The following is a 26552-nucleotide window of genomic DNA, read 5'->3' as shown; positions in this document are numbered from 1 at the left end:
CCTAAAAAAATGAAAAAAAATACAGTTTTATTAATTCCCGTTTTTATAAGCATGATTGCTTATAACCCTGTAAATATTAACCTCAAGTTTCCTAAAATGACACTGGATTAAACTATTAAACCATGAAAAAACAGACTATCCTTTTTTTCATATTGCTTATTTTGGGCAATATGATAACCAGGGCACAGAACTGCAGTGTAAATGCAGGTGCCAATGTCACCATATGTGGCACGTCTGCCAGCCTCTCAGGAAGTCCTGGGGGGAGTATTTCAGGAAACCCAACCTGGACACTGGTTTCTAAACCTGCGGGTGCACCGGATCCGGTCATCGTAAATCCGGCAGGGTATAATACCAATGTTACTGGGATGACATCTCCCGGTAGCTATATATTTCAGATTGCCCAAAACTGCACTGTAGGTACGGCAACATCACAGGTAACCATTACGGCGCCGGGAGAGGTGTCTACCTTCACTGCAGGTCCGGATATTACCAATGTTAATGCCACCACAGGTACCGTTACACTGAATGGTGTTGTACCGAATGGATATACGGCATCGTGGAGTGCCTATAATATTTACAGATGGGAGCGCAGCGGTATAAAGACCAGCCAAAACTCTCAGTTTAGCTCTACAACATCGGCGACAACAACGTTCAGCCTTGTCAATAAAGCCAATCATGATATTGATCCGGTGTATGTAGTAACGTTGAGGATAACCTCTACAAATAATCCGAACTGCTGGTATGAAGATACGGCTATTGTCCGTTTTATTCCGAATCCGCAGATACTGCCTACAGTATCAACTTCCAGATGTATTTCCAATACTGGAAATCATTTTATTACACTTCAGAATACATCACCTAAGTTTTCCAAGGGATATCCTTCCTCACCCGGTTCCTCAGGAAACTTTGGGACGACGGTGACTATGAATGTTACCAGCCAGCCGGCAGGAGGAAATATTGCCTATGCCAATATTTATGATGATAATATATTTTTTACAGGGGTAAATGTTGTAGGGGTTTACAAATTTACTCTCACGATTACTAACTCCAGCGGAACCTATACAACACCGGAACTCACATATACCTATAATGGAATACAGCCTAATCCGGTAAACTTTCTGGTTGCCTCAAGACCTGAGCAGATGATGATTTATGATGGTGGAAGCTCCGGAGGAGAAGTTCATTGCGGGTATGCAGGACAGTCTACACCTATTACATTCTATTACACCATCAATCCGGCTGACAATCCGGCTACCATCAATACGGCTGCAGTTCAGTCAGGTACTCCACCTCCAGGTGGCGCGGTTGTCGTGGTAAACGGAGGAGCGGGTACGGCAACAAGAAGTGCTACCGTAACACCACCTGCAGGCGGGTGGAGCGTAGGAACCTATAGGTTTACGATTACCAGAGACAATGCCGGGGCTTGCTTGGCAACACAGAGCTATTATATCCATATTTCAGACGGCAGCCGTCCTAACGTAACAGTTCCTGCAACGACAGTATGCTATCCGGGATCCGGTGTTGTAACGGCAACTATACCATTGCCTGCGGTATATAAAGGTGTCGTAAACAGCAGCTATTTCCAGGATTTTGACGGGCGTTACAGGCTGACATTGGTTTCAAAACCTGCAGGTGCCGCTGATCCTGTATTCGAGCCCTATGCCAGTACGTTATTTACGAATACATCTACTACGATTTCCAATCTTACTACGCAGGGTGAATATGTATTTAAAATAAAAGCAGATACCTATAACACAAGTGTGGGTACATTTTTGGATAAGGAATATGCCTGCTCCGGAACTTCTTTGGAAGGTACATTTTCGGTATTTGTATCCGCACAGGTAGGCTCTAATGCTGGATCAGCCCAGACATTGGTAGGAACATCACAAACCACGTTCAATGCAAACAATCCTGGAGTAGCAGCTACAGGTGCGTGGACACTGCTGACCAAACCTGCAGGCGCTACCGACCCGGTAATTGCAACACCATCGGCCTACAATACCAGTGTTACAGGATTTAATACCCAAGGAACGTATACCTTCAGATGGACCGTGACCACAGGTACTTGTACCAGTACAAGTGATTTGACAGTAAATGTAATGGCTGCCGCACCCGGTGGAGTAACAGCTGCCGTGTGGTATAAAGCAGATGCTATTACATTCTCTGATAATACATTGCTGAATCAGTGGAATGACCAGATGGGAACAGGATACAACCTTGTTCAGACTACCGCTGCACAGCAACCTACTTTCTCTAACCAGAGTACACTGGCTAACTTTAACCCTACCGTAACATTTATTTCAGCAGGCCATGGAACATTGCAGGGTGGCTTTATGGCAGCAGATCCTGGAACAGGTAATGCCATCATCAACCGTACTCAGGGAAGTATTTATATTGCGGGTAACATGAATAGCCTTGGAGCTGCAGGATTAGCAGGATTTGACGCAACAATGGATTATCCGGGACTGCACACGAATAATACTTCACCATACGATAAGCTGTTATTCTATGCTAATACGGCTAACAGTAATTATTCAACGCTATCCACGAATTCGTTTGCTGCTAAAAATCCTTTTGTAGCAGGTTCTTCATGGCTGAATGGTGCAGGGGCCACTGCATCAAACCTATTGGCAAAAATATGGTTAAATGGCAGCGAATCGGTTTATAATAATCGTGCCAACGTAGCGGGAACTGAAACTACCGCCCGTATTTTCAGACTAGGTCGTGATACCAACTGGGGAAGCCACGATGGGCAGATGAATGAAGCGATTGTATTTGCAACTCCTCTTACTGCGTCAGAAAAAGCACGTGTGGATTCTTATTTATCCGTTAAATGGGGATCAACCTTGTTAGGAGACTATGTAAGCTCTGGCAATACAGTGGTGTGGAATACTTCTGCTACCTATCAGAACAATATTTTGGGGATTGCAAGGGATAATATTTCCACGTTGTACCAGAAACAGTCACGAAGTGAAAATCCTAATCAGAAGCTGATCATAGGAATTGGAAGCACATTGGCTAATACCAATGCAGGAAATGCTAATACCTTGACAGATGGGCAGTTCCTTTTAGCAGGAGATAACGGTCTGAGGCAAAGTCTTACGACACCGTTAACATTCTCAGCAGGGTCTAACGGGGTAGCTAATTATCGTTTTGAATCGATCTGGAAAGCACAGAATACAGGAAATGTTGGAACCGTAACGATGGCATGGCCTAAAGGCGTAAAGAATCTGTATCTGGTACAATCTCCGGATGCGGTTTTTGATGGAACAGATACCTTTACTCCGATGAGTTCAGAAGTTACTGTAAACGGAGTGGTGTACAATACAGCTAATGTGACATTGACAAATGGGCAGTATTTTACTTTTGCAGGATACATGCATGCTCCTGGAGGAGTAGTTTCATCTCTTTGGTATCGTGCAGATAAAAATTTAGTTCCAACAGGTGGTGCGGTTACTTCATGGACAGATTATTCGGCTGGTTCGGTAATTGTTACCCCTAACTTAGCTAGTACAACATCTGCACCTGCTGCGGTAGACGGAATAGGATTAAACCTGAACTTTAACCCGGGGGTTACATTTGTACCAGCAAATGCTTTAGGAAATTCATCGATACTGAATGCTGTCTCCAGCACTAATTATTCAATTTATACCAGTACCACACCGGTTACAGGATCTGGCTATGACAGAGTAGTCGGGTTAAATTATTCAGCGCTTACAGGTGGTAATAAATATGATAGTCCGGGAATTGCTTCTGTTTATATTAACATGAGGGATAATACTTCAGGTTCCCATATTAATGCTGCTGTAGCACCAGTTACGGCTCAGTATACACAGCTAAGCAATACAACTATTGTAAGAAACAGTTTTACCGATAGCCAATTTCAAAGAGCATTGAATGGTGCGGCGGTTATTTCCAGCATGGTGATGACTCCTCTTACCACATGGCCAGACGGAGGAATCGTATTGGGAAGAAATGCAAATGATGGCGGTGATGATAATGGTACCGGAATGACGATGTCTGAAACCATTGTTTTTGATAAAGCACTTACAACCAATGAAATCAACAGGGTAGATTCTTATCTGGCTATAAAAGGAGGAATTACACTGGACATTGTTAATACTCCTGATTATCTGAGCAGTAATTCTGTTCCGGTATGGGCGTCAGCAACCAATACAGGGTATAACAATAATATATTCGGTATTGCAAATGATAAGTTATCCGACCTGAATCAAATCCAGTCTAACAGTATCAATGTAGGACAAAGACTGATTATCGGGGCAGGAAACTCATTGGCCAATACCAATGCATCCAATACCAATACTCTTGCGGATGGACAATTCCTGATGACAGGAGATAACGGCCTTTTACAGGGACTAAAAACTCCGTTGGTTTATACCGCAGGTTCTAACGGTACAACTAATTACCGTTTTGAATCCATCTGGAAAGTACAAAATACAGGAAGTGTAGGAACCGTAACGGTGGCATGGCCTAAAGGGCTAAAGAATCTTTACCTGGTACAATCTCCGGATGCTGTTTTCGACGGAACGGATACCTTTACTCCTATGATTACAGAGGTTACTGTAAATGGAGTCGTTTATAACACAGCAAACGTTACGCTGGGGAATGGGCAATTCTTCACTTTTGCAGGTTTCGGAAATGCTCCGGGAGGAGTTGCAAATGGGCTATCTTACTGGTACCGGGCTGATAAAAACACTGTAAATACTGGTGCAGGAACTGATGTAACCGGATGGACAGATGTCTGGAACGGAACTACAGTAGCACAGTTAGGAACGAATACCCTGCCGAAATATGTGTTGGGGGCTTCCAATTATTTCAACTTCAACCCGGGAATTAACTTCACGGTAGGTACACAAACCTTAGGAAATAATACAGTGCGTACCCTGACAAGCCTGGACTTTGATGTATTCACTCTGACTAAAGAAGGCTTGGCTTCTGGCGGAGGTAATCCAAGGTTATTCAGTGTCGGTATGGATAATACGACTACCGGGTCTGCCAACTGGGATGCATTCGGTATTTTTCCTAATACAACCAATTTGGAGAGAAGACCTTATGGTGCAGGCACTCAATTCCCTGGAGTAAACCCTGCATTTGATGCTGCCATTCCAAGTATTATGTATTTCAAAAATACCAATACTACGAGTGCGAAAGGATTAAATGGTGCTGCCATGAATACAGCCGTTAATTATGCAGCGGTAAATGCTCAATACGGAGGACATATTTTCGGAAATACTGTTTTTTCAGGTAATGGAAGTGACAATGCCGGATTTACAGGGCATATCGGGGAAACTATTGTATATGGTGCAGGAACTCTTACAACTACGGAACGTAGAAGAGTAGATTCCTATCTTGCCATCAAGTATGGTATTACCCTGGGACAGGTAAATACTGACCACTATCTGGATACTGCCGGAAATATAGTATGGAACGGAACAACCAATACAACATACAATAATAATATCTTTGGAGTAGGAAGGGATGATATTGAGATTCTGGAACAGAAAGTATCAAAAAGTGTCAATGCAGGAACCATTCTTGCCGTGGCAACGACTAATGATTTTGTTAATCCAAACCAGGATGTAGCACGTACAGGATTTGCCCAGGATAAAACGTATTTGGTATTAGGAGATAATAACAATACGAATCTTGCACTAAACAGCATTACGGTAAACGGCTTTACAGGAGGTTCACGTGTCCAGAGACAATGGCTGGCGCAGCCTACCAATGCTGTCGGTACGGTAAATTTCGGGGTAGACCTTAGTTCTTATGGGGCAGGTTTTGGAAATAGTGCTCCTGTAAAAATGATGGTGGCAGATGATGCCGCATTTACAACTAATGTAGTATACGTTGCCGGAACCTATGATGCCACCAGTGGAAAATGGGTACATCCTTATAATTTCGCTGCGGGTCAAAATAAGTATATTACTTACGTAACAGTAGATGAGACATCTTGTACAACAGGCTGTAACAACAATACTTATCTTACTGCAACAGATCCTAATACTATAGAGTATGATAATATTGTTGCATCTGAAGGATCTACTATAGTAAAACAAAAAGATGGTTCGTTTTACGTTTGGGGATATGGAGTTTCACCTAATGTATCTACTTCGAACTCTAATGTAGTATTGAACCTTCTTACACCAACGAAAATAGACCCTGCTACATCACTTCCAGGTTCAGGCTCAGGATTCAACTATACCGGCACACCGTTAAAAGCAACAACAAGCGGTGGTGGTAGTGGTATTGATGCTTTGGTTTTATTGACCACTGACGGGCTTTATACTTGGGGACATACTATTCTTCCTATAAGTTTAAGAAGCACGGGTGACTTCAGATTTGGTAAGCAATCGGTTAACGGTAAGGCAGACGGTCTGCCACCGGGAGTTAGCCCGACCAATGTAAAAATGATGGTTGCTAATCAAGGTTCATTAACTATTACAACCTGTAGCGGTGCAGTATGGAACTACAATACAGGTTATTACGGAGATAATGCTCCTGTGAGTACGGCTAATAACACAAGATGGCACCGTGTGATGACATCGGCTACCCAAACGCTGGACAATGTAGTTGCTGTACGTGGCATCTGGAATACTAAGCTCGCTTTAACTTCCAATGGTAAGCTTTATACTTGGGGGTATAGAACTTTCCTTAATGATAATAATAACCCGGTTGTATCTAATTACGCAACAGAAATTAGTGTTCCTACGGGAGTAACTCCAAAAATGATAGGGATGACTGAAGGAGTTGGTGAAGGAGAAAGTTCTTATTATCTTTTGGCTACTAATGGTAAGCTCTATGCTATGGGGTATAATAGCGAAAGACAGTTGGGGGATGGTACTGTTACCCAACGTAATAACTGGGTAGAAATAACTGCTACTGCTACGGATGCCAATAGCGTTACCCACTCTTTGGGTGGTAATATCGCCTGGATCTCACCGGCTGAGCATGTTAATGATTATCCATCTATTAATATATTGACTACAGATGGAAAACAATGGGGATGGGGATACAATCTTCGTCAGCAATTAGGTAGTAGCAGCAGTCCTTATTATGTTGATCCACGGTATATGCCGGGTAACGGCACAGCTGCTAATCAGCTTGGACTAAATGATAAAGTAATAGCTGTAGAAGATGGAGGATATCATGTCATCAACTTTAAAGAGAGCTCCACGAGCTTTGGGTTTATAGGTATAGGTGGTTATGGTATTATGGGAGACGGTTACAGTGGTACTCCGCATGATACGGATAAATACCTTTATATATCTCCTCTTGATCTATGTGGAGCAACAACAGCTTCTGCCCTTTGCTACAAACCGGGTATTCTAACAGGGACTGCATTAGATACCAAAATGGGTATTACCGCTCTTAACAGAGCTGGAGCCAACTCCGATAACTGGCCGATGGTTAGAAAAGGAGGCTGGCTTGCGCTGGAAGCTAAAAGCAAAGGTTTCGTTCCTAACAGGGTTGCATTTGATGCATCAGGAAATCCGGTAGGTATTCCGGCTGCCAATTTTGTGGAAGGAATGATGGTATATGATACGACAAACAAATGTATCAAAATGTATACTTTGAAAGAGGGGGATGCCTCTATGGCATGGCATTGTATATCTACGCAGACCTGTCCGGACTAAATTAATAAACAAAAAGACTTTTCACAGAAGGCTTTATATATCATAACAGTCTTGTTGATAACTCTTAACAAGACTGTTTTTTTATAATTTAAAAAATATGAATACAAATTTTAGAAATATCCATATTGGGAAACTGATACATTTTAGAGTTTCGGAAAGTAAAATTGACCTCTCTCGTATATGTCGCTTTTTGAACTGTACAGAGGAGGATGTCAAAGAAATGTATTCACAAGAAGATCTACCCACCAATATTCTGATGCGGTGGAGTAAACTGCTTGAATATGACTTCTTTAGAATTTATTCTCAGCATCTGATATTGTATGCACCACCTTCCGCCATATCCAACGGAATGGAAGTTTCAAAATTGCCAAAATTTAAAAAGAATCTCTATACCCAGGAAATTATAGCATTTGTACTTGAACTCATAAAGACAGGAGAAAAAACCAAACGGCAGATCGTAGACGAATATGGTATACCTAATAGTACTTTAAATAAATGGGTCAACAAATACAATACTATTTAGAAAATAAAAAAAATTAATAAACATACATTAAAGATGCAAAAATACAGTCAGCCAAACTATCAACGAATCTATTCTGATATTATTATAAGAAGTTTCCCCCATAAGAGAAAGGAATGTGAAAAACTATTAAGAAAACAATATCTGTCAGTAATTGACATTTTAGAACTTAATAAAAGGATTTTTGGTACAATAGATAAAGAAAAAGAAAAACTGAACCCGAGGCACCGTTCATATAGCAAATCTGATATTGTGAAGATTCTGAATTATCAGAAAACACATAATATGAATAATTCACAGATAGCTAAACACTTTGGATTAAGTAAAAATTCAATAACCAAATGGAGGAGAATATTTTTGTAATGGAAGTTGGATTATAATGACTACAGAACCAATAGCCTATTACGAAATTTAACCTCAAATGGATCGGCGGAGGTTTGTCTTGAAGGTTAATTTAATGTCTGTTTGCTGATTATTTAAATATGGTGATACTATACTTAAAAGCACCAATTCTACAGATAGATTAATTTCAGATTTTATAAAAGAAATTTACATAATAGGATCAAAACTCTCTAATAAAAACTAGCTGATCCCTATAACTATATCATGGCCAAAATGTAAGCTTAGAAGGTTTTCAGGTCATTAGAAAAAAATGGCGCCAACTGTTTTCAGTTGGCGCTGTTTGTTTTTTTGTAACCAAGACAAGCGTATCTTCAAACACTTTTATCGATGATTTGGTTCGTTTAAGTGAGATTAAGATTGAGTTTATATAACTTATTTTGAGAAATATAATTTTCTTTATAATCAAGTCTTAATTATGTTGATTGTCTAAAAGAATAAGACTTTTTTATACTTCCTTTCATTTTGTGAAGTTATTAAATATAATAGTTTTGTCGTTTCTGCAGCCAATTTTTGTCAAATAAATTGAAGTTGAGTTGTAATGAAAATATTTTATTATTTGTTTCTTAAAAAATATTAAATTACTCGCATTTTAATAAAAACTAATTAATAACTCAAAAAGCGACAATAAGGAAATGAAAAAACTCTCACTCTGTGCATTCACTTTATGCATGGTCTTAGGTATCCCTGCTCAGGAAGTGGTATGGCAGAAAGACATCAAATCCTCTACCCAGGATTTTCTAAGCCAGGTTACCACAACCATCGACGGGCAGTATCTTATCACAGGAAGTTCTTTACGGTCTAAAAGCCAGTCACAAGTGGCTGGCAGTCAAAAGCAAAATAACGGTTACGATTTTCACCTAATAAAGTTAAATCAACAGGGAGAATAGGTCTGGGAAAAGTATTTCTCAGGATCAAACCATGATTATTTGTTAGCAACTGTTACTACACAAGATGGAGGATTTTTAGTAGCAGGCACTAGCTATTCTTCCAAAGGGTTGGATAAGAAAGAGGATTCCAAAGGAGGATCAGATATCTGGCTGGTCAGAATCAATGAATTCGGTGATGAACTATGGCAGAAAACATTAGGTAGTTCTTCTGATGAAGAAGCAAGAGCAGTTATCCAGACTACTGATTTAGGATTTTTTGTTGCGGGTAACGTACAGAGTTCTTCAAAAGGTTATGGTTCTAAAGATGTCTTCATTACCCGACTGAATAAAGATGGAAAAGAGTTATCCCAAATAATCTTGGGGGGAAAAGGATTGGATGAAGTCGAGAAGATGATTCCAACGAGAGACGGAGGAGCACTATTGGGAATGTATTCCAGAAGTTTGCTGGGAGGAACAAAGAAAACTGAAAACTTTGGTGAGGGAGACTATTGGATCGTGAAATTGGACAAAAACGGAAGGGTAGAATGGGAAAAGAACTTTGGAGGGAAAGGAGACGATCATTTGAGAACCCTGGCTTTAACTTCCAATGGTTTCATTATCGGCGGAGAATCCAGATCTGAAAGATCAGGCAATAAAACTGTTGGATTAGAAGAAGGATCCACCAATATGACAGATTATCTGGATGGTTTCCAATACCAGTATTCAGAAATATCAACATGCCTTTGGTGCCGGACAAGTGTTGCATTTGAGCAGGAAGCTTTTAAAAACGAAAATGACACCAATGTTCTAAAGCCAATTCAGCCCTCGTGGATACTAGACTTTGTTTCTACGGCGGAAGGTTTTTACAGTTTCACGGAAAACCGTTATATTTATCAGTATAAGGATCACCTTGGAAATAGCAGGTTAAGTTTTACGAAAGGAAGTACAGGGGCTCTTGAAATAACTGACACCAATAATTATTATGCATTTGGAATGAATCATATTGGTACTAATAAAGGATTGTTGGGAGGTTATAAAAATTATAAATACAACGGGAAGGAACTACAGGAGACAGGAATGTATGATTATGGGGCGAGGTTTTATATGCCAGATCTTGGAAGATGGGGGGCCAAGATGCATATAGTGAAAAACATACTGATTTGAGTGGATATAATTATGCAGTAAATAATCCTATTTATTTTATAGATCCTGATGGAAATAAGATCATTATTTATAGTGGAAGTGATAATAAAAATCAGCAAGAATATACTTATCAGAAAAATAGGGATTATTCTAAAATAGAAGATGTTTTTTTGTCAGATACATATAAAGCACTTGATGCATTATATACAGCTTCAAATATTGAAATAAATGGGGAACAAGTTAATGTTTTGGAAACATTAATTTCTGATAAAAGAGAGCTTTCAATAATAGAGGCTTGTGAAACGTGTTCTACATCTTTTTCTTATGGTAGAAATATCAATGATATTAGAAATAATAATAGAGATTATAAAAGCATAGGAACCTTGAAGTTTTCAACTACAAGAGGTGCCCTATTTGATGATGTTAATGATGCTTCATATAATGATCTAAAAAAACAAGTCGAAAGTGGGAAATTTTCCAAAACTTCACAAGTTAATTCGCCAACATCACTTTTTGGACATGATTTGGTTCATGCATATAATTTCACCACTAGTACAAATGGGTCAAAAACAACAAATGAATATGCAGCAAGAGTAAATGATATTTCCACTCGAGAAGGATCTCCATATTTTAAAAATGCGGAAGAAAAATATACTACAGAAATTTCAATAAAAATAAATATTAATCTAAAAGAAGCTCCAAGAAGCAACCATCAAGGTTATGATATAAAAACAACTGGAGTATTGTCAAATAAAATAAAGAAATAAGTATGAGAAGATTAGTTTCATTTTGCCTATTGTTTTTTTTATTATCATGTCATATTAAGAATACTGACTCCGATTTTATAAAACCCGTAAAAATTGTAAGATTTATGGGAGTTGATAGTTATTCTTCTAATATTAACCCTCAAATATTTTGGAACCAAACTGATGAACATATGTTTTTATTTATGAATAAGGTTGCTTTTCTCTCTGAAATAGAAACCTATAAAGAATTACCGAAAAGTACACTGCAGGAGTATATTTTTGCATTTATTACATCAAAAAAAGATACATTATATTCTGACTATAATTTAAAATCATGGATATTAATTAGAAACAAAAGAGAAAAATATTACTATGATGAACAAGGTAAAACAGCTGAGTTTTTAAAAAGTACCTATCCTTTTTTTAGAGAATGTTCATATATGCCTAATAAATAAGTATTGCTTACATTTATATGATCTTCAGGCTTATTGTTTCTAAAACGATAGATATAAGAATAAGTTATTTAACAATATTTTTATTTCCATTCGTTTTTATCGGTTGTTCAACTATTAAAATCTCCGAGAAATATGGTGTAGAGATGAATGTTGTTGATAATGTGCGCTCGAAGGTGTTAATTGAAAAATTTAATATATATGATAAAAATAAATCAGTAATTTCAGGTTTAGGTCATGAAATTATTCACGCAGGAAATTTTATGTTTGATAACGTAAACTATTTTCAAAGGATAAAACCGTTTGATAAATTAGATAGCAATGGTTTTACCAACAATGAAGAAATAAGAACAACATTTTTGTCAAATCAAGTAAATGAAGCCTTAGGTGAACCTCAAAGAAAGGTTTATTGGGGAATTAAGGTTCCTACAAGTTCAATTAAAAGTACAACTTTAAAAAAGTAGAATTATGTATAAAAAGATTATAATCTCATCAATTTATTTATTTTTGATGTATTCATTCATATCATGCTCAAATTGGGGAACAAAAAGTAGTAATTCAGTTATTCTATATAAACAAGTTAGTATTTCTGATGATGCAGACTTGAGTTTTGAAAAGAAATACTTTTGGGAGGATAATAAAAAAAACAATAGTTTTATCACTCAAAATTTCAGCATATTAAATTATACTGATATAATTAACTCTGTTCAAAAATTGGAACTGGTTGGGAATGAAAGTCCTGAATATTCAAATCATATTATTTATTCATTTGTTTTACACAAAAACAATAAAAAATTAAATGATACTATCTATTATGATGGCTACAGTAAATGGTGGATAGTTAGTGAGAAAAAACACTCCCAATATGAAGATCGTACGGGAAAATTAACCGACAGGCTAAAAAAAAATTATCCAATATTTAGAAATTGTTCATACCCTTAGTTATATTAAATTCATATCATAGCAATAAATACAAAATCTTTTCAGATTCGAAAAGATTTTGATTGATATGTTAAAACTATTCTTAGTGAGAAGATATTTTGAGAATATTTCATTCGAAGCTGCGCCTTCATATTTTTAGAAATAAAATATTTAAATTCATAATTAGAAGAATAAAAAAAAGCGCCACTTGTCTAAAGTGGCGCTTTTTGGCTTTTGGTGACCTCGACAGGATTCAAACCTGTAACCTTCTGAGCCGTAATCAGATGCGCTATTCAGTTGCGCCACGAGGCCTTTTGTTATCTTGTTGTTTAACGGTTGCAAATATACCACTTTTTTCCGTTCTTTGAAACATGAAACAGAAAATTTTACTTTTATTTACGGTCTTCTCGCTAATTGCCTGTAAAAGAGAATCAAAAATTTCGTCCTCAGATTGGACAAATATCTCAAACCGCACCCAATTTAAGGAACATAATGGTATCCTTGAGCTAAAATCGGGAAATTTCGCTTATAATTTTAAGCAAAATCAAACTCCATTCAAAAAAATAATCCTGCTGAATGCAAGTATGGCCGGATATATTTCGGAGCTTGGAGCGGAAAATTTAATCATAGGAGTTTCCAGTCCGGAGTATATTTATTCAGAAAAAATTCAGAATCTGATTAAAGAAGGAAAAATTCAGAATGTAGGAAGCGAACAAAAGTATGATGTGGAAAAGATCATCTCTATGAAACCGGATGCTATTTTTACCAATCATATTGCAAGTTTTGATAATACCTATGAACTTTTAAAGAATAACGGTATCCAGGTCATATTTCTGGATGAATATATGGAACAGAAACCTTTGGAAAAAACGGCTTATATTAAGATTTTCGGAGAGTTTTTAGGAAAAGAGAAAGAAGCAGCAATCAAATATCAGGAAGTGGAGAAAAACTACAGCGATCTGAAGCAGCTTGCGTCAAAAGCAAAAGAAAAACCTGTTGTACTTGCCAATGAGATGTATGGAGATGTCTGGTATCTTCCGGGAGGAAATACTTCCGTGGCTCATTATATTTCAGATGCCCATGCGAATTATATCATGAAGGATAATAAAGACGAAAAAGCATTGACAATGAGTTTTGAGGAAGTATATGCCAAAGCCCATGGTGTTCAGTACTGGGTAAATGCAGGAAGCCATGCTTCGAAAAAAGAAATGCTTGGCATGAATCCTTTCTATGGGAAACTGGATGTATTCAATAAAGGGAAAATATATACCATTGCGGGAAAGGAAAAACTGAAAGCCAATGATTTCTTTGAAAGCGGTGTGGTAAGGGCAGATCTGATCCTCAAAGACTATATTAAGATCTTCCATCCGGAACTTTTACCGGATTATCAGCTTACTTATATGAAAGAATTGCAGTAACTCGTACTATTTGCTTATTTTTGCCTTTCCTTTTTATCAAGTTATGTGGAAAAAAATTAAACAGCTTATCTTCATCATTCTTGTTCTGAATGTAGTTTTTATCATCTGGGGTAGATTTTTTAATCCTCCCATCACTCTTACCCAGATAGGAGGACTTTTTGAATATGGAAAACTGCACAGGGATTATATTTCCTATGACGAAATGGGAAACAATGTGAAAAAAGCCGTAATTGCCTCAGAAGACCAGAAATTTTTTGTTCATGACGGTTTCGATTATACAGCTATTGAAAAGGCTATGAAGTATAATGAGAAAGGCAAAAAAATAAGAGGAGGAAGCACCATTTCCCAGCAGACAGCAAAGAATGTATTTCTCTGGCAGGGCAGAAGCTGGTTTAGAAAAGGACTGGAAGCCGTTTATACTTTCATTATCGAAAAAGTATGGACTAAAGATATTATCCTTGAAAGATACCTGAATTCCATAGAAATGGGACAGGGAGTATTTGGAGTGGAAGCTGCAGCACAATATTATTTTGGCAAATCATCCAAAGATTTAAGTGTCTCAGATGCAGCCTGGATTGCTGCTGTACTGCCTAATCCAAAGAAGTATGATCCTAAAAATCCGTCCCCGTATCTGAGAAAGAAACATAATTGGATTATGAGACAGATGAGGAATGTGAGTTTGAAATAGTATCTTTGTACTAATGAAATTCTTTAATTCCAGCACAAATTTTGAGGCCGTTCTTAAAAAATATTTTTCTTTTAAGAACGAAACCCTTTCTTTAGAACCTTTTGCGGAGTTTCTGGAGACCATAAAAGAGGCGGACTTCACAGATGTGCTTAATTTCTTCAGAAGCAATCCTGATTTTGCTCAAAACTTTAAATATTACATTCATAATATTTTTAGAGGAAGACCTTTCAACCTTTCTCTGACAGAAGCGAATATTCTTTCGGAAAATGCCTTTTTCCCGGAGCTTAAAAAAAGAATACTGAACAAGGTTCTGCCACCCGTTGAAAACGAAAATACGGTTTGGTATATGATCGATAATGTCAGTATGTGGCCGAAAAAGGATTTGAAATATCTCCATAATCTTCCTGAAAATGAGATCAATGAATTTTTACATTTATTAGGAGCATCGGATTTTATTATCCGTCCTAATGTGAAAAAAGAACTTATCTTCTCTATGAACATCCTTTCCTGGAGGGTAACCGGAATGGCAATGGAAGTGGAAGTGGTGAGAATGGCACCTCAATACAGAAATTTAGACAATCCGTTTCTGGCTCTGCAAAATGAGCTGGAGGCATTGGCGGACGATCTCGTGAAAGACCCGGAAGTACAGCTGCATTCAAAAGACAGCAGATATAAGCAGATTAAAATCTATGCAGAACAATGCCAGGAGTTTGTGAATATTGCTTTTAAAAATTCCGCCAAATATGGTATTTCAGGAAAGATTAATCAGTCCCTGTTAAAAATCCGCCAGCAGACAGAAAGAATTTATGAGATCGTACAATTATTGATTATTGATTCCGAGGAAGATGTTCAGATCAAATCAAAACAGCTGATCTTTAATATCCTGAGCTATAAATCCCATAAAAATAACATTTCAGATCTTATCAACGATAGTACAAGGCTGATCTCCCATCTTATTACCAACCATACTGCAGAAGCCGGAACTCACTATATAACTTCTAACCGGAAAGAGTATATGACCATGTTCTACAAGGCAAGCGGCGGTGGAATAATTGTAGGAGCGCTCTGTGTTCTGAAAATGCTGTATGGATATATTCCCGGAAGTGATTTTTCACACGCTTTCCTGTACTCCATGAACTATGCAATGGGATTCGTGATGATCTATCTGATGGGTTTTACACTTGCTACAAAACAGCCGGCCATGACTGCCGCAACGATGACAAAAGTATTATCTGAAGAAGGAAATGCTCAAAGAAATAATACAGAATTTGCCCATTTGGTATCTAAATTATTCAGAAGTCAGTTCATTGCCTTTGTAGGGAATGTGTTGCTTGCTTTTCCGGTAGCGCTTGCCATTATTTACGGATTGGATGTGTTTTTCTCACAAAATCTTGCCGTTGATCGTTCTGATAAATTGTTAAAAGACCTCGATCCTTTTAAATCAAAAGCCATCCTGCACGCAAGTATTGCCGGATTTTATCTCTTTATTTCCGGAATTATTTCGGGAAATATCGGGAACAACTCGGTATTTTATCAGATCCCGGAAAGAATTGCCAAAAACCTTTCAATCAGAAGCTTTTTCGGAAAGAAATTCGCAAAAGGACTTTCAAAATATTATGCTAAAAACTGGCCGGGAATTATTTCCAATTTCTGGTTTGGAGTTTTCCTTGGAGCGACTGCGCCTGTCGGAATGTTTTTCGGGCTGGATCTCGATATCAGGCACATTACCTTTGCCGCAGGAAACTTTGCATTAGGACTGTATGGAAAAGATTTTTCAGTAGATTCCTATACATTCTGGATATCCTTTTTTACCGTCTTTTTAATCGGATTTTTCAACTTCCTGGTAAGTTTTAGTTTGTCCATGTTTCTGGCCTTCAGATCAAGAAAGATGAACTTTGGACAGGTAAGTGAAATCTATAAAGAGATTTTCAGATATTTTACAAAACATCCGCTGAAATTCTTCCTGCCATTACGATCCGGACTGGATAAAAAAGCAGATGATCTGATGAGCAGTACCATTTCTAATAAATCAGAAGAACATTAATACACACAAAAAATGCTACCCGACAGTAGCATTTTTTTATAATCATAAATTTAATTTTACATTATCTGAAGGTCATTGAACTTGTCTGTCCCAAATTTGTCCTGGAACTTTTTAAGATAAAAGCTTTTACGCATTTTAAAATCGTGTTTCAGTAAGGGAGAATCAATTTTAATAATAATACATTCATTTTCAATATTCACACTTCTGATTTCATTGAAAAGACTTTCATCAAGATACTCTTCAAGGAAATCTTTAATGTCAAAAGCAACTAGTTTATGTTCAAAACCATAAATCCTGGCAAAAGATTTTACCAGTTCAGAGGATTGATATTCACGTTTTTTCTTCTTCATAGTTGGGGTTCGGGGTTCGGGATGGGGTGATTCGGGGTTTTGGGTTGCGGGGTTTATTTTTTACTGTAGATTATTTTTATTCCAATTTTCTATGACCCATTTTTTATAAATGTTGATTTTTCCGCCTAATGTGTTGTATTCATTTCTCAATGTCTCAAATTCTAAGGAAAAATTAGGATATAATATCATGATTTTTTCCAGATGGTTAATTGTTTCATCATTACTCGCATGGCTGTAAATCAGGAAGCGAATATAGTCATTCCTATAAGTTGATCTACCATAGCCTTCAACAATATTAGTAATGACTGAATCTGAAGATCTTCTTAATTGGCTGCCTAATTCAAACAGTTCATATTTAGGCAGAAGCAGGGAGGCTTTATGGGTTTTTAAAAATAAGTCGAAAGCTATTTTATAAATATCCAGATTTCTATAACTCATATCATTTGTGTTTTAGGATCTTAAGTTAAGACAAAAAACGGTTTGATGATAAAGAATATTAGTCTTTTACTTCATATCTACGTCCACACATATTTACCTGCATTTAATACCTCGTAACTCGCATCCCGAACCTCTTACTAAACCTCAAAAATGATACTTTCCTCGTTAATTTTCTTTACCACACTTTCCGTACGCTCTCTGTGAGTATCTGTAATGAAAATCTGTCCGAAACTTTCCTTGTTGACAAGTTCAATCAATTGCGAAACTCTAATATCATCAAGCTTATCGAAAATATCATCAAGCAACAGGATAGGAGTCTTTTTGGTGAGTTCCTTTACAAGACTCATCTGGGCCAGCTTTAAAGAGATCAGGAACGATTTCTGCTGTCCCTGAGATCCGATTTTCTTGATTAATACATCATCCATTTCAAAAAGAAGATCATCTTTATGAATTCCTTTTGACGTGTAAGTAAGCATTCGGTCTCTCTCAAGGCTTTCTTTTAAAAGATTTTCAAAAGAATCTTCCAGCAAATGAGATTCATAAATTACTGATACTGTTTCCTTTCCACCTGAAATGATCTGATAGAAATTCTGAACAATTGGATTGAGCTGTTCTACAAATTCTTTTCTTTTCCTAAAAATTTTTGTTCCGGATCTGGTGATTGGATCATCATAGATTTCCAGAGAATCTTTGTCCCAGGTTCTGTTTTTGGCAAAATATTTCAGTAACGCATTTCGCTGCTGAATGGTCTTCTGATACTGAATAAGATCAAAAAGATATTCTGAATCCGTCTGAGAGATCATCGCATCCAGAAACTTGCGTCTGCTTTCCCCGGAATCGGAAATGAGATTAGAATCATAAGGCGAGATCATTACACTTGGAAGATAGCCGATATGATCAGCAAGCCGGTCGTAGCTTTTATCATTTTTTTTGATGACCTTTTTAGCTTCCTTAGGCTGGGTGATTCTGATGATATCTTCGCTGTCTTCATTCTGAATTTCCGCATCAATGGTAAAAAAGTCTTCCTCTTGCTTAATATTGTTAAGGTCTGTATTTCCTAAAAAGCTTTTTCCTACGGATAAATAATGCAAAGCATCCAGAATATTAGTTTTCCCAACGCCGTTATTACCCACAAAACAGTTGATTTGCGGGGAGAATTCAAATTTTTTCTCAGAGTGGTTTTTGAAATTATAGAGGGAAAGCTTTTTGATAATCATTCGTCAAAAATACTTCATTATTAGTAAAAATAAAAAGGGAAGTGCCGAACAAGTTTCCACCCCGAACGAATAGTAAGCGTCATCTCTTTTATTTTCAGAGAAATAGATAAGAATATAAGTTATGATACTTGTTATAAAAAAAGCAAGCGCATATTCCAAATCAAGATAAAAAACAGAAATGATACTGCTGATGAAAACAAGTCCATAAGCAATGTACTTGGTATTTTGTACCCCAATCAGCATAGGAAAGGTTTTTACGGTATCGCTGTTCATATCGCGGATATCAAAAGGAAGAACAAGTGCGGTGATAAAGAAAAAGCTGATCAGAAAAATAGGAATACTAAATTCCGGAAGGGTAAGCCAGCAATTAACCAATGCCCATACTAATCCTACGTAGAAAACTTTCAGTAAAGGGATTTTCCGGATATAAACATCAAGAAAAAAACTATTGTAAAGCAATCCCAATATGACAATGATAAACCACTTCAGAAGCCTTATTTCATTGTGATTATGAATGATTAAAAAAGCACAGACAATTCCTGCTGCTGCATTGAGAACAAGTATTTTTAGAAAGTGCCTGGTATATTGGTATTTAGTATACAGATAACCACTGAAATAAGTAATAAAAATAAGTGCAAAGGTAGGGAAACGGAATGTGTTTTGCTCTTTCATGAAAAATACTGCAAAAAGAGTTCCCATAAGAGAGACATAAATCTGGCTGTCTATAACGGTTTTTTTCAGTATTTTTAAGATGTTCATTTATCAAAATTAATATATATGAAAAGATTTTCCAAGATTTTTCTGCTTTTGCTTGTAATGCTGAGCTTTTCAATGGTATCCGCACAGAAATATTACGATACCCAATGGAAAAAAGTGGCTGAAAATAGTTCAAAAGGAGCTTATAAATCTAATCTTCCCATTATTTTAGACATACAAAAACAAGCCATGAAAGAAAATAATGCCTTCGAGCTGATCCGTTCTCTGAAAGCGGAATTCAGTATTGTAAACCAAACTGTTGACGATGATCAGAATGATGCTGCTTCTCAGTTTTTTAAAAAACTTAAAGAGGCAGAAGGAAAAATAAACGGAGAAGGTAAACTGGTGTATAAAGTTCTGCTGAATGGCTTTTTTATGGATTATTATCAACAGAATTCATGGAAAATAAACGGAAGAGCCAACATCAACTCTCAGGATGTTTCGCAGATTGAAACCTGGAGTAAACTTGATTTTAAAAATTACCTGACTAAAAACTTCCAGGAACTTGATAAAGAAAAATCTGAAATGAAAAAGATCTCTTTGGAAAAGTATAAGAATATCTTTTCAGAGACAGGAGACTTTGCCTATTTTCCGACATTGGCGGATTGGTATGCTGTTAAAAAAATAACGTTTCTATCTGAAAACAACATTTTTACCAAAAATGAGCTGACAGCCAACCGTACAGTAATCAATGCAATGTATGATGAACTGATTGAACAGAATACGGGAAATCCAAAGTTGTATTTCATGAAAGAAAAAATTACGGAAAACTGTAATTTCAATCATTGCAAGGATAAACTTCAGCAGCTTCAGAATCTTTTGAAATCCCATGTGGAGGGAGATTATAAAGTGGTTATCATGGGAGATATCATGGATGAGCTTGTGGGGAAGAAGCCTAAAGAAGCTCTTGCATTAGCTGCACAGGCTAAAAATGAATATCCGAAATCTGTTTTCCTGGAGAATATTAAAAGTAAAGAGGCCCAGATCGTCAATCCTTATCTGACTTTAAAATATGAATCCCAGACCCAGAATAATCTGTCTGTTCATTTTGTTGCGCAGTATAAGAATGTATCAGAATTTACCCTGAATATTTATGAAGTAAAGGATGATTTTACATCATTCCTTCAATACGTTCAGAATTCTTATTCCAATACTTTCGGAGATCTGAAAAAGAATCTGGTAAGAAAAGAAACATTCCAGCTTCCGGATCCTAAAGATTATCAGAATCATACCACTTCACTCGAAGTAAAACCTCTTCCATCAGGAATATATGTAGCAGAATTTACGGTGGCGGGAGCAGATATGAAAGATACAGATTCCAGACAGAATTTATATTTTCTGGTTTCCGGAAACAGAATTATTTATCAATCGAAAACAGACAGAAACCCTCTTTCGGATGAATTGAAACTGGTTAATAGTGGGAATGGTAAGCCTTTGGCTAATGAAAGTCTTCGGTTTTATGAATTTGTTTCCGGTGAAACATTAAATAAGATTGAAGGAACAACCAATGCCAACGGGGTATTTAAGTTTCCTTCCACAGACAGCAAAGAATATTACAGAACTTTCCTGATCCAGCAGCCTAAAACCAATGATTTTCAGATCATGCAGGTGTACGGAAACAGAGGATATGCTGATGATTATAATCCAAATAAACAAACGCGTTCAACGGCTCAGATTTTTATCGACAGAGGGATCTATCGTCCCGGACAGACTGTTTATTTCAAGGTGATCAACACCAGAATGAATAAGGAAGTTGAAGCAGTTCTTTCAGGACTAAAACAAAAAATCACTTTATTGAATACCAATAGTGAAGAGGTTTCTTCCCAGGAATTTACCACCAATGAATTCGGTTCTTATCACGGAAGCTTCATCCTTCCAAAAGGAAAACTGAATGGTAATTTTTACTTGAGAATAGAAGGGGAAAGTGCTGGATATAAAAATTTCAGGGTAGAAGAATACAAAAGACCAAAATTTGAAGTCACCTTTGATCCTGTAAAAGAAGAGTATAAGTATGGCCAAACAATTGATTTGAAAGGAAAAGCTGTGATGTTCTCGGGTGTTCCGCTGAGCAATACTACAGTGAATTATGAAATCAAAAAACAGAATATCCGATGGAGATATTTCAGCTGGTATCCACAGAATGATGATAATGAAAATTCAATTTTAGGCGAAGCAAAAACCAATGAAAAAGGAGAGTTTATCATTCATTTAGAACTTAAAAAAGATGAAAAACTGGAAGGAATACAGATTGATAATTATGCCATCAATGCATCTGTTACAGATATCAATGGAGAAACACAGACGGCCGATACCCAATTGAAAGTAGCATCAGTTTCTCATTACATTCAGGCAGAAAATATCAGCAATATTTTTACAGACGAAAATGTAAAAGTAAAGGTGGAAACCAAAAATTATAACGATCAGAATCTTAAAAAGCCCTATCAGGTTAAGCTATTAAAACTGACCGCTCCTGACAGGATTTTCAGAGAAAATTTCAAATCTGATGTTCAGAACCTTCCGAAATATTCAAAAGAAGAGTTCATCAGCAAATTTCCACATGATCTTTTTGATAAAAATGATGAGATCAAAAACTGGAAAACCGAAAAAGTATTGATTGAAAGACAGCAGCAGCCATCCGCTGATAATTCTCAGGCAGCAGCCAGTCTTGAGTTAGGAAAACTGGAAGCAGGAGATTATCAACTTGAACTTTTCAATATTGAAGGAAAAGATACCATCAAAACTTCACAGTATTTCAGTGTCTGGGATAAAACAGTTTTAAAACCCAATCAAAAAACTTTCCTTACGGTTATCGCTCCCAAAGAAGAATTATCAAGAGGAGAAAAAACAAAAGTGTATGTTTACTCAGCAGTTCCTGATGCACTGGTGAATGTTTTTGTGCAGGATGGATCCGGGAAGACGGTTTCAGAATTTCATCAGTTGAAAAACGGAATATTAGAATATACCGCTGAAATTCCTAAAGATAAAAGTGTTTCGGATCTTAACCTTCAGTTTCAGCTGGTAGCATTTAATGATGTGAATACACAATCTGTTTCCTTAAAAATAAAAGACACAGAAAAAGCTTTGAAAATTGAAACAGTAACCTTCAGAGATAAGCTTGAACCTAACGTTAAAGAAAAATGGACGGTAAAAGTTACCGGAAATGACAAGGAAAAGATCAATGCTGAGGTATTAGCGAATATGTATGATATGTCTTTGGATCAGTTTGCTGCAAACAGTTACAGCTGGAGAAAATTATATACTCCATTTGTAATGGTAACTTCTTATGGAATCAGAAATTATCTGGAACAGCGAAGCTATCAGAAGAGATTGAGATATTTGCAGGACAGATTTATAGCAGTTCCTCAGTTCAATTGGTTGGATGGAAAATGGGGAGTGGGAAATGATACTGATGGTGACGGCGTCAGCGATAACAAAGATGCTTGTCCTACTGTTCCAGGAATGTTTGAATATTCCGGTTGTCCTAAACCTAAGAATGTATTAGCCAGAGAAGTTACTAGTTATAGAAAAATGAATGCTCAGATGGCTTTACCGGCTTCTCCCATAGCGAAAGAAGAAGCAATGGGATCTAATGCAGACGGTGTTTTAGATCAGGATGATGCTGTAAAAGAGCTGGAAAAAGTAGCCGTTCGTCAAAATCTTAATGAAACTGCCTTCTTCTATCCGGATCTGAAAACCGATGCCGAAGGAAATGTCAACTTCGAGTTCACTTCTCCCGAAGCACTGACAAAATGGAAGCTGATGTTCCTTGCCCACACCAAAGATGCAAGAGCTGCTACCCTGGAAAAAGAAGTGGTAACGCAGAAAGAATTCTCAGTAACGCCAAATTATCCAAGATTTTTAAGAGAAGGTGATGAGCTGAATTTACAATCGAAACTATCCAATCTTACCGATAAAAAACTAAACGGTTCTGCGGAATTACAGATTTTAGATGCCTTTACCAATGAAAATATTTCTTCGAAATTCGGAATCACTTCAGGAGTACAAAACTTTAGTCTGAATGAAAACGGAAGCAGTGCATTAACATGGAAATTGAAAGTTCCGGAAAATGTTTCCTCAATTATCTTCAAAGTGGTTGCGAAAGCAGGAGCCTACTCTGACGGAGAACAACAGGCTGTAGCCGTATTACCTAACAGAATGCTTGTGACGGATGCTGTTCCGGTTTTTGTGAAAGAAGGCGAAACCAAAACATTTGTATTAGACAATCTTAAAAATAATACGTCCACAACGGCTTCCAATGTTTCCAATACGTTGGAACTGACAACGAATCCGATCTGGGAGATCATGTTTGCGCTTCCAAGTCTGAAAAATGATCAGAACAATTCTGCGGATGTTATCTTTAATAAATGGTTTGCGGATGTGCTGGCCTCAGAAATTTTCAAAGCCAATCCGAAAATGAAAACGGTTTTTGAAGAATATCAGAACAAAGGACTATTACAATCAAATCTGGAAAAAAATCAGGAGTTGAAACAGTTGCTGCTTGAAGAAACTCCGTGGGTGCTGGAAAGTAAAAATGAGGGTGAGCAGATGCAGAAATTAGCATTGCTATTTGACGTTAATACAATGAAGAATTCTATCAATCAGGATTGGGATGATTTCAAAAAACTACAGAATCCTGATGGTGGCTTCTCATGGTATCCCGGCTACCCAAGTTCTTACGGAACGTCATTGTATATCCTTAAAAACTTAGGAAAAATCAATTCCTGGTTAAAAGATAACGTGAAAGACTATCAAAGTGCTGATCAGAAAGTTCTTGTAGCAAAATTGATTCAGTATGTAGACAATGAAGTCGCCAAATATTATGATGTGAAAAAAGATAATGTCTGGAACAACTGGGCGATCGATTATCTTGATACCAGAAACTATTGGGAGCAGCAATATCCTTTAAAAGGAAAAGGTGCTACCTTAAAAATATGGGTGAAACAAAAAGCAAAAACAGCGAAAATCACCGACTTTACATTCTTCGGGCTTCACCGTGCGGCATTATTAATGAACGATTATGGTCTGAAAGAGGTGTCAGATAAGTTAATGACTTACCTTAAAGAAACTTCCACAGATACCAAAACACAAGGAGTCTACTGGAAACAAAACCTGAATGATTGGGGATGGTTTGGTTCAAAAGTAGTTAACCATGCCGGAGCACTGGAAGCTTTCAACAAATTGAAATCTAATGATCAATCTTTTATTGAAGATATGAAGATCTGGCTGGTAACCCAAAAAGAAGTCAACTCATGGGGAAGCTCAAGAGGAACAGCTGAGGTGATCTTTACCATTTTGAATTCAGGAAAATCATGGACGGGTACAGAAAGTGATAAAGCAACAATTGTTTGGGGAGGAAAAGAGCTGGCTCCTCAGACACAGGCAACTGGTTATGTAAAATCAACCATTAAACCGGAAGCTATAGATAAAAATTTAGCCACCGTAACGGTTACAAAACCTGGTCCCGGAATTGTGCAGGGAGGCTTGTTCTGGCAGTATTACGAAGATCTTGATAAAATTAAATCTTCTGAAAATTATATTTCTGTAACGAAAGAGCTTTATAAAAAAGTGAAAACGGTAAACGGAGAAGAACTTCAGAAAATTTCAACAGAAACCCCATTGAAAGTGGGAGATAAGGTAACCGTAAGGATGATTCTGAATACAGACAGAGCCATGGAATTTATTCATATTAAAGATATGCGTGCAGCAGGATTCGAACCTGTAGATGTATTATCCGGATATCAATGGAAAAATAATCTGGGCTACTATCAGTCAACCAAAGATGCTTCTACCAATTTCTATATTCAGTATATGCCGAAAGGAAAATATGTATTTGAATATGATGTAGTAGCCAATGCATCCGGTAAATTCTCCAATGGAATTACCACCATGCAGAATTATTACGCACCACAGATGAATGCCCATACAAAAGGAACTGATGTGGTGATTTCAGAATAATTTATAAAAAACTGCAGTAACAATTACTGCAGTTTTTTGTTTATAATTTTAAGCAAAATAGAATAAAATCGAAAAATCAAACAATTGTTTAATTTGGAATGGTTTTTGGAATTAAGGTAATATCAATTAAAAAAATTATTAAAAGATGAAATTTTCTAAAACTTTAATTACAGGATTGGTATTGATGGCCGGAGTAAATGCTTTTGCACAAAAGAAAGCAGAAAAGTTTGAAAAACTACAGATTGAAATGTTCCCGAAAGCAAAAGAAGGTTATAAACAAGTATATATTCAGCTTCCCGTAGCAAAAAACGAAAACGATTTAAAAGTTGAGCTTTTTGTAGGCGCTGAAAAAATGTTAGATTGTAACAATTATTTCTTAATGGGAGAAATGAAAACCCAGGATCTTCAGGGATGGGGATACAACTATTATGAAGTAGAATCCAAAGGAGAAACAGCAGGAACATTGATGGCTTGTCTGGATAAAAAACTGACTAAAAAATTCGTGACACTAAAGCCTGAAATTGTAAGATACAACAGTAAACTTCCATTGGTATTCTATGTACCGAAAGACATTGAAGTCCGTTACAGAATTTTACGCCCTGATGCTGCGATGAAAAAAGCAGTTCAAAAATAAATCAACTTATTATAATGATACAGAAAACTCCTCACAGCAATGTGGGGAGTTTTCGTTTTTTTCACGATAAAATAATTCGTCATGTCTTTGCTAAGTGAAACGCCCTTGCGAACGAATTCAAAGCTATCAACAATGTTTTGCGAACACTGCGTTATACTTTAGGTTTCGGCTAAAGCCAATTGAAATTTAATTTTTTTTCAAACGGACTAAAGTCCGTTCCTATTGAATATGATCTCTCGCAGATTTGCTGATTGAGCAGATTATTCATTTTCCAAGCCTATCCATCCAGTTTGTCATTCCGTAGGAATCCAGCTTCCAAAAGTAGGATAGAGATAATATGATAAAAA

The 26552-nt window shown here is 36.9% G+C and carries 18 protein-coding genes and 1 tRNA gene; 14 read left to right on the top strand and 5 right to left on the bottom strand.

All coding sequences use genetic code 11. The features are described from left to right. The first annotated feature begins 122 nt into the window (after nucleotides 1-122). The 9 genes from AC5YGI_RS05600 (at nucleotide 123) to AC5YGI_RS05560 (ending at nucleotide 12726) form a co-directional block, all read left to right on the top strand. Nucleotides 123-7655 (top strand): DUF8202 domain-containing protein, encoded by a 7533-nt coding sequence (locus AC5YGI_RS05600; RefSeq protein WP_496167737.1) that lies wholly within the window; start codon nucleotides 123-125, stop codon nucleotides 7653-7655. Between the two features lie 220 nt (nucleotides 7656-7875). Next, on the top strand, nucleotides 7876-8178 hold the full coding sequence (locus AC5YGI_RS05595) for a hypothetical protein (RefSeq protein WP_330747033.1): 303 nt from the start codon (nucleotides 7876-7878) through the stop codon (nucleotides 8176-8178). A 33-nt stretch (nucleotides 8179-8211) separates the two neighbouring features. Continuing rightward, nucleotides 8212-8538 carry a helix-turn-helix domain-containing protein gene (locus AC5YGI_RS05590; RefSeq protein WP_330747032.1) on the top strand — a complete coding sequence of 109 codons (327 nt, stop codon included), beginning with the start codon at nucleotides 8212-8214 and terminating at the stop codon, nucleotides 8536-8538. A 671-nt stretch (nucleotides 8539-9209) separates the two neighbouring features. Next, on the top strand, nucleotides 9210-9464 hold the full coding sequence (locus AC5YGI_RS05585) for a hypothetical protein (protein WP_330747031.1): 255 nt from the start codon (nucleotides 9210-9212) through the stop codon (nucleotides 9462-9464). A 39-nt stretch (nucleotides 9465-9503) separates the two neighbouring features. Further along, entirely contained in the window at nucleotides 9504-10607 is a 1104-nt protein-coding gene (locus AC5YGI_RS05580; protein WP_330747030.1) for an RHS repeat-associated core domain-containing protein, read from the top strand. Then, complete coding sequence (locus AC5YGI_RS05575) at nucleotides 10604-11353, top strand: hypothetical protein (RefSeq protein ID WP_330747029.1); 750 nt, start codon at nucleotides 10604-10606, stop codon at nucleotides 11351-11353. The genes AC5YGI_RS05580 and AC5YGI_RS05575 overlap by 4 nt, the downstream gene beginning before the upstream one ends. A gap of 104 nt (nucleotides 11354-11457) precedes the next feature. Continuing rightward, a complete protein-coding gene (locus AC5YGI_RS05570) occupies nucleotides 11458-11787 on the top strand; it encodes a hypothetical protein (protein ID WP_330747028.1) in 330 nt (109 codons plus the stop codon). 143 nt (nucleotides 11788-11930) lie between these two features. Then, nucleotides 11931-12248, top strand: coding sequence for a hypothetical protein (locus AC5YGI_RS05565; RefSeq protein WP_330747027.1), 318 nt, complete (start codon nucleotides 11931-11933; stop codon nucleotides 12246-12248). 4 nt (nucleotides 12249-12252) lie between these two features. Further along, entirely contained in the window at nucleotides 12253-12726 is a 474-nt protein-coding gene (locus tag AC5YGI_RS05560; RefSeq protein ID WP_330747026.1) for a hypothetical protein, read from the top strand. Between the two features lie 214 nt (nucleotides 12727-12940). Here AC5YGI_RS05560 and AC5YGI_RS05555 read toward each other — a convergent pair. Next, nucleotides 12941-13017, bottom strand: a tRNA-Arg gene (locus AC5YGI_RS05555). Between the two features lie 59 nt (nucleotides 13018-13076). On the opposite strand from AC5YGI_RS05555, the gene AC5YGI_RS05550 reads away from it, so the two are divergent. From AC5YGI_RS05550 to AC5YGI_RS05540, 3 genes are read left to right on the top strand one after another with little or no spacing between them, the layout of a single operon-like run. After that, nucleotides 13077-14123 (top strand): ABC transporter substrate-binding protein, encoded by a 1047-nt coding sequence (locus tag AC5YGI_RS05550; RefSeq protein WP_330746937.1) that lies wholly within the window; start codon nucleotides 13077-13079, stop codon nucleotides 14121-14123. 43 nt (nucleotides 14124-14166) lie between these two features. Continuing rightward, nucleotides 14167-14811, top strand: coding sequence for a monofunctional biosynthetic peptidoglycan transglycosylase (gene mtgA, locus AC5YGI_RS05545; RefSeq protein ID WP_330746936.1), 645 nt, complete (start codon nucleotides 14167-14169; stop codon nucleotides 14809-14811). A 13-nt stretch (nucleotides 14812-14824) separates the two neighbouring features. After that, nucleotides 14825-16855, top strand: coding sequence for a transporter-like protein (locus AC5YGI_RS05540; RefSeq protein WP_496167736.1), 2031 nt, complete (start codon nucleotides 14825-14827; stop codon nucleotides 16853-16855). A 56-nt stretch (nucleotides 16856-16911) separates the two neighbouring features. On the opposite strand, the gene AC5YGI_RS05535 is transcribed toward AC5YGI_RS05540, so the two are convergent. From AC5YGI_RS05535 to AC5YGI_RS05520, 4 genes are all read right to left on the bottom strand, one after another. Continuing rightward, complete coding sequence (locus AC5YGI_RS05535; RefSeq protein WP_330746934.1) at nucleotides 16912-17205, bottom strand: hypothetical protein; 294 nt, start codon at nucleotides 17203-17205, stop codon at nucleotides 16912-16914. Between the two features lie 60 nt (nucleotides 17206-17265). After that, nucleotides 17266-17643, bottom strand: a complete 378-nt coding sequence (locus tag AC5YGI_RS05530) for a four helix bundle protein (RefSeq protein ID WP_202839366.1) — start codon at nucleotides 17641-17643, stop codon at nucleotides 17266-17268. 137 nt (nucleotides 17644-17780) lie between these two features. Continuing rightward, a complete protein-coding gene (gene recF / locus AC5YGI_RS05525) occupies nucleotides 17781-18860 on the bottom strand; it encodes a DNA replication/repair protein RecF (protein ID WP_330746933.1) in 1080 nt (359 codons plus the stop codon). Nucleotides 18861-18863: 3 nt separating this feature from the next. Beyond that, entirely contained in the window at nucleotides 18864-19619 is a 756-nt protein-coding gene (locus AC5YGI_RS05520) for a UbiA prenyltransferase family protein (protein ID WP_330746932.1), read from the bottom strand. A gap of 18 nt (nucleotides 19620-19637) precedes the next feature. On the opposite strand from AC5YGI_RS05520, the gene AC5YGI_RS05515 reads away from it, so the two are divergent. Both AC5YGI_RS05515 and eco read left to right on the top strand, forming a co-directional pair. Next, nucleotides 19638-25571, top strand: a complete 5934-nt coding sequence (locus AC5YGI_RS05515; protein WP_496167735.1) for an alpha-2-macroglobulin family protein — start codon at nucleotides 19638-19640, stop codon at nucleotides 25569-25571. A gap of 145 nt (nucleotides 25572-25716) precedes the next feature. Beyond that, nucleotides 25717-26205, top strand: a complete 489-nt coding sequence (eco, locus tag AC5YGI_RS05510) for a serine protease inhibitor ecotin (RefSeq protein WP_110010523.1) — start codon at nucleotides 25717-25719, stop codon at nucleotides 26203-26205. Nucleotides 26206-26552: the final 347 nt, after the last annotated feature.

This window comes from Chryseobacterium sp. CS3K3.1, assembly GCF_059515165.1.
The sequence above is the reverse complement of the archived record's forward strand: the minus strand, read 5'-3'. Positions and strand labels throughout refer to the sequence as shown.

Excerpts from the sequence above, each read along its gene's own strand:
- AC5YGI_RS05600 (WP_496167737.1), top strand. The coding sequence starts at position 123 with ATGAAAAAACAGACTATCCTTTTTTTCATATTGCTTATTTTGGGCAAT.
- AC5YGI_RS05595 (WP_330747033.1), top strand. The coding sequence starts at position 7,876 with ATGTATTCACAAGAAGATCTACCCACCAATATTCTGATGCGGTGGAGT.
- AC5YGI_RS05590 (WP_330747032.1), top strand. The coding sequence starts at position 8,212 with ATGCAAAAATACAGTCAGCCAAACTATCAACGAATCTATTCTGATATT.
- AC5YGI_RS05585 (WP_330747031.1), top strand. The coding sequence starts at position 9,210 with ATGAAAAAACTCTCACTCTGTGCATTCACTTTATGCATGGTCTTAGGT.
- AC5YGI_RS05570 (WP_330747028.1), top strand. The coding sequence starts at position 11,458 with ATGGGAGTTGATAGTTATTCTTCTAATATTAACCCTCAAATATTTTGG.
- AC5YGI_RS05565 (WP_330747027.1), top strand. The coding sequence starts at position 11,931 with ATGAATGTTGTTGATAATGTGCGCTCGAAGGTGTTAATTGAAAAATTT.
- AC5YGI_RS05560 (WP_330747026.1), top strand. The coding sequence starts at position 12,253 with ATGTATAAAAAGATTATAATCTCATCAATTTATTTATTTTTGATGTAT.
- AC5YGI_RS05550 (WP_330746937.1), top strand. The coding sequence starts at position 13,077 with ATGAAACAGAAAATTTTACTTTTATTTACGGTCTTCTCGCTAATTGCC.
- mtgA (WP_330746936.1), top strand. The coding sequence starts at position 14,167 with ATGTGGAAAAAAATTAAACAGCTTATCTTCATCATTCTTGTTCTGAAT.
- AC5YGI_RS05540 (WP_496167736.1), top strand. The coding sequence starts at position 14,825 with ATGAAATTCTTTAATTCCAGCACAAATTTTGAGGCCGTTCTTAAAAAA.
- AC5YGI_RS05535 (WP_330746934.1), bottom strand. The coding sequence starts at position 17,205 with ATGAAGAAGAAAAAACGTGAATATCAATCCTCTGAACTGGTAAAATCT.
- AC5YGI_RS05530 (WP_202839366.1), bottom strand. The coding sequence starts at position 17,643 with ATGAGTTATAGAAATCTGGATATTTATAAAATAGCTTTCGACTTATTT.
- recF (WP_330746933.1), bottom strand. The coding sequence starts at position 18,860 with ATGATTATCAAAAAGCTTTCCCTCTATAATTTCAAAAACCACTCTGAG.
- AC5YGI_RS05520 (WP_330746932.1), bottom strand. The coding sequence starts at position 19,619 with ATGAACATCTTAAAAATACTGAAAAAAACCGTTATAGACAGCCAGATT.
- AC5YGI_RS05515 (WP_496167735.1), top strand. The coding sequence starts at position 19,638 with ATGAAAAGATTTTCCAAGATTTTTCTGCTTTTGCTTGTAATGCTGAGC.
- eco (WP_110010523.1), top strand. The coding sequence starts at position 25,717 with ATGAAATTTTCTAAAACTTTAATTACAGGATTGGTATTGATGGCCGGA.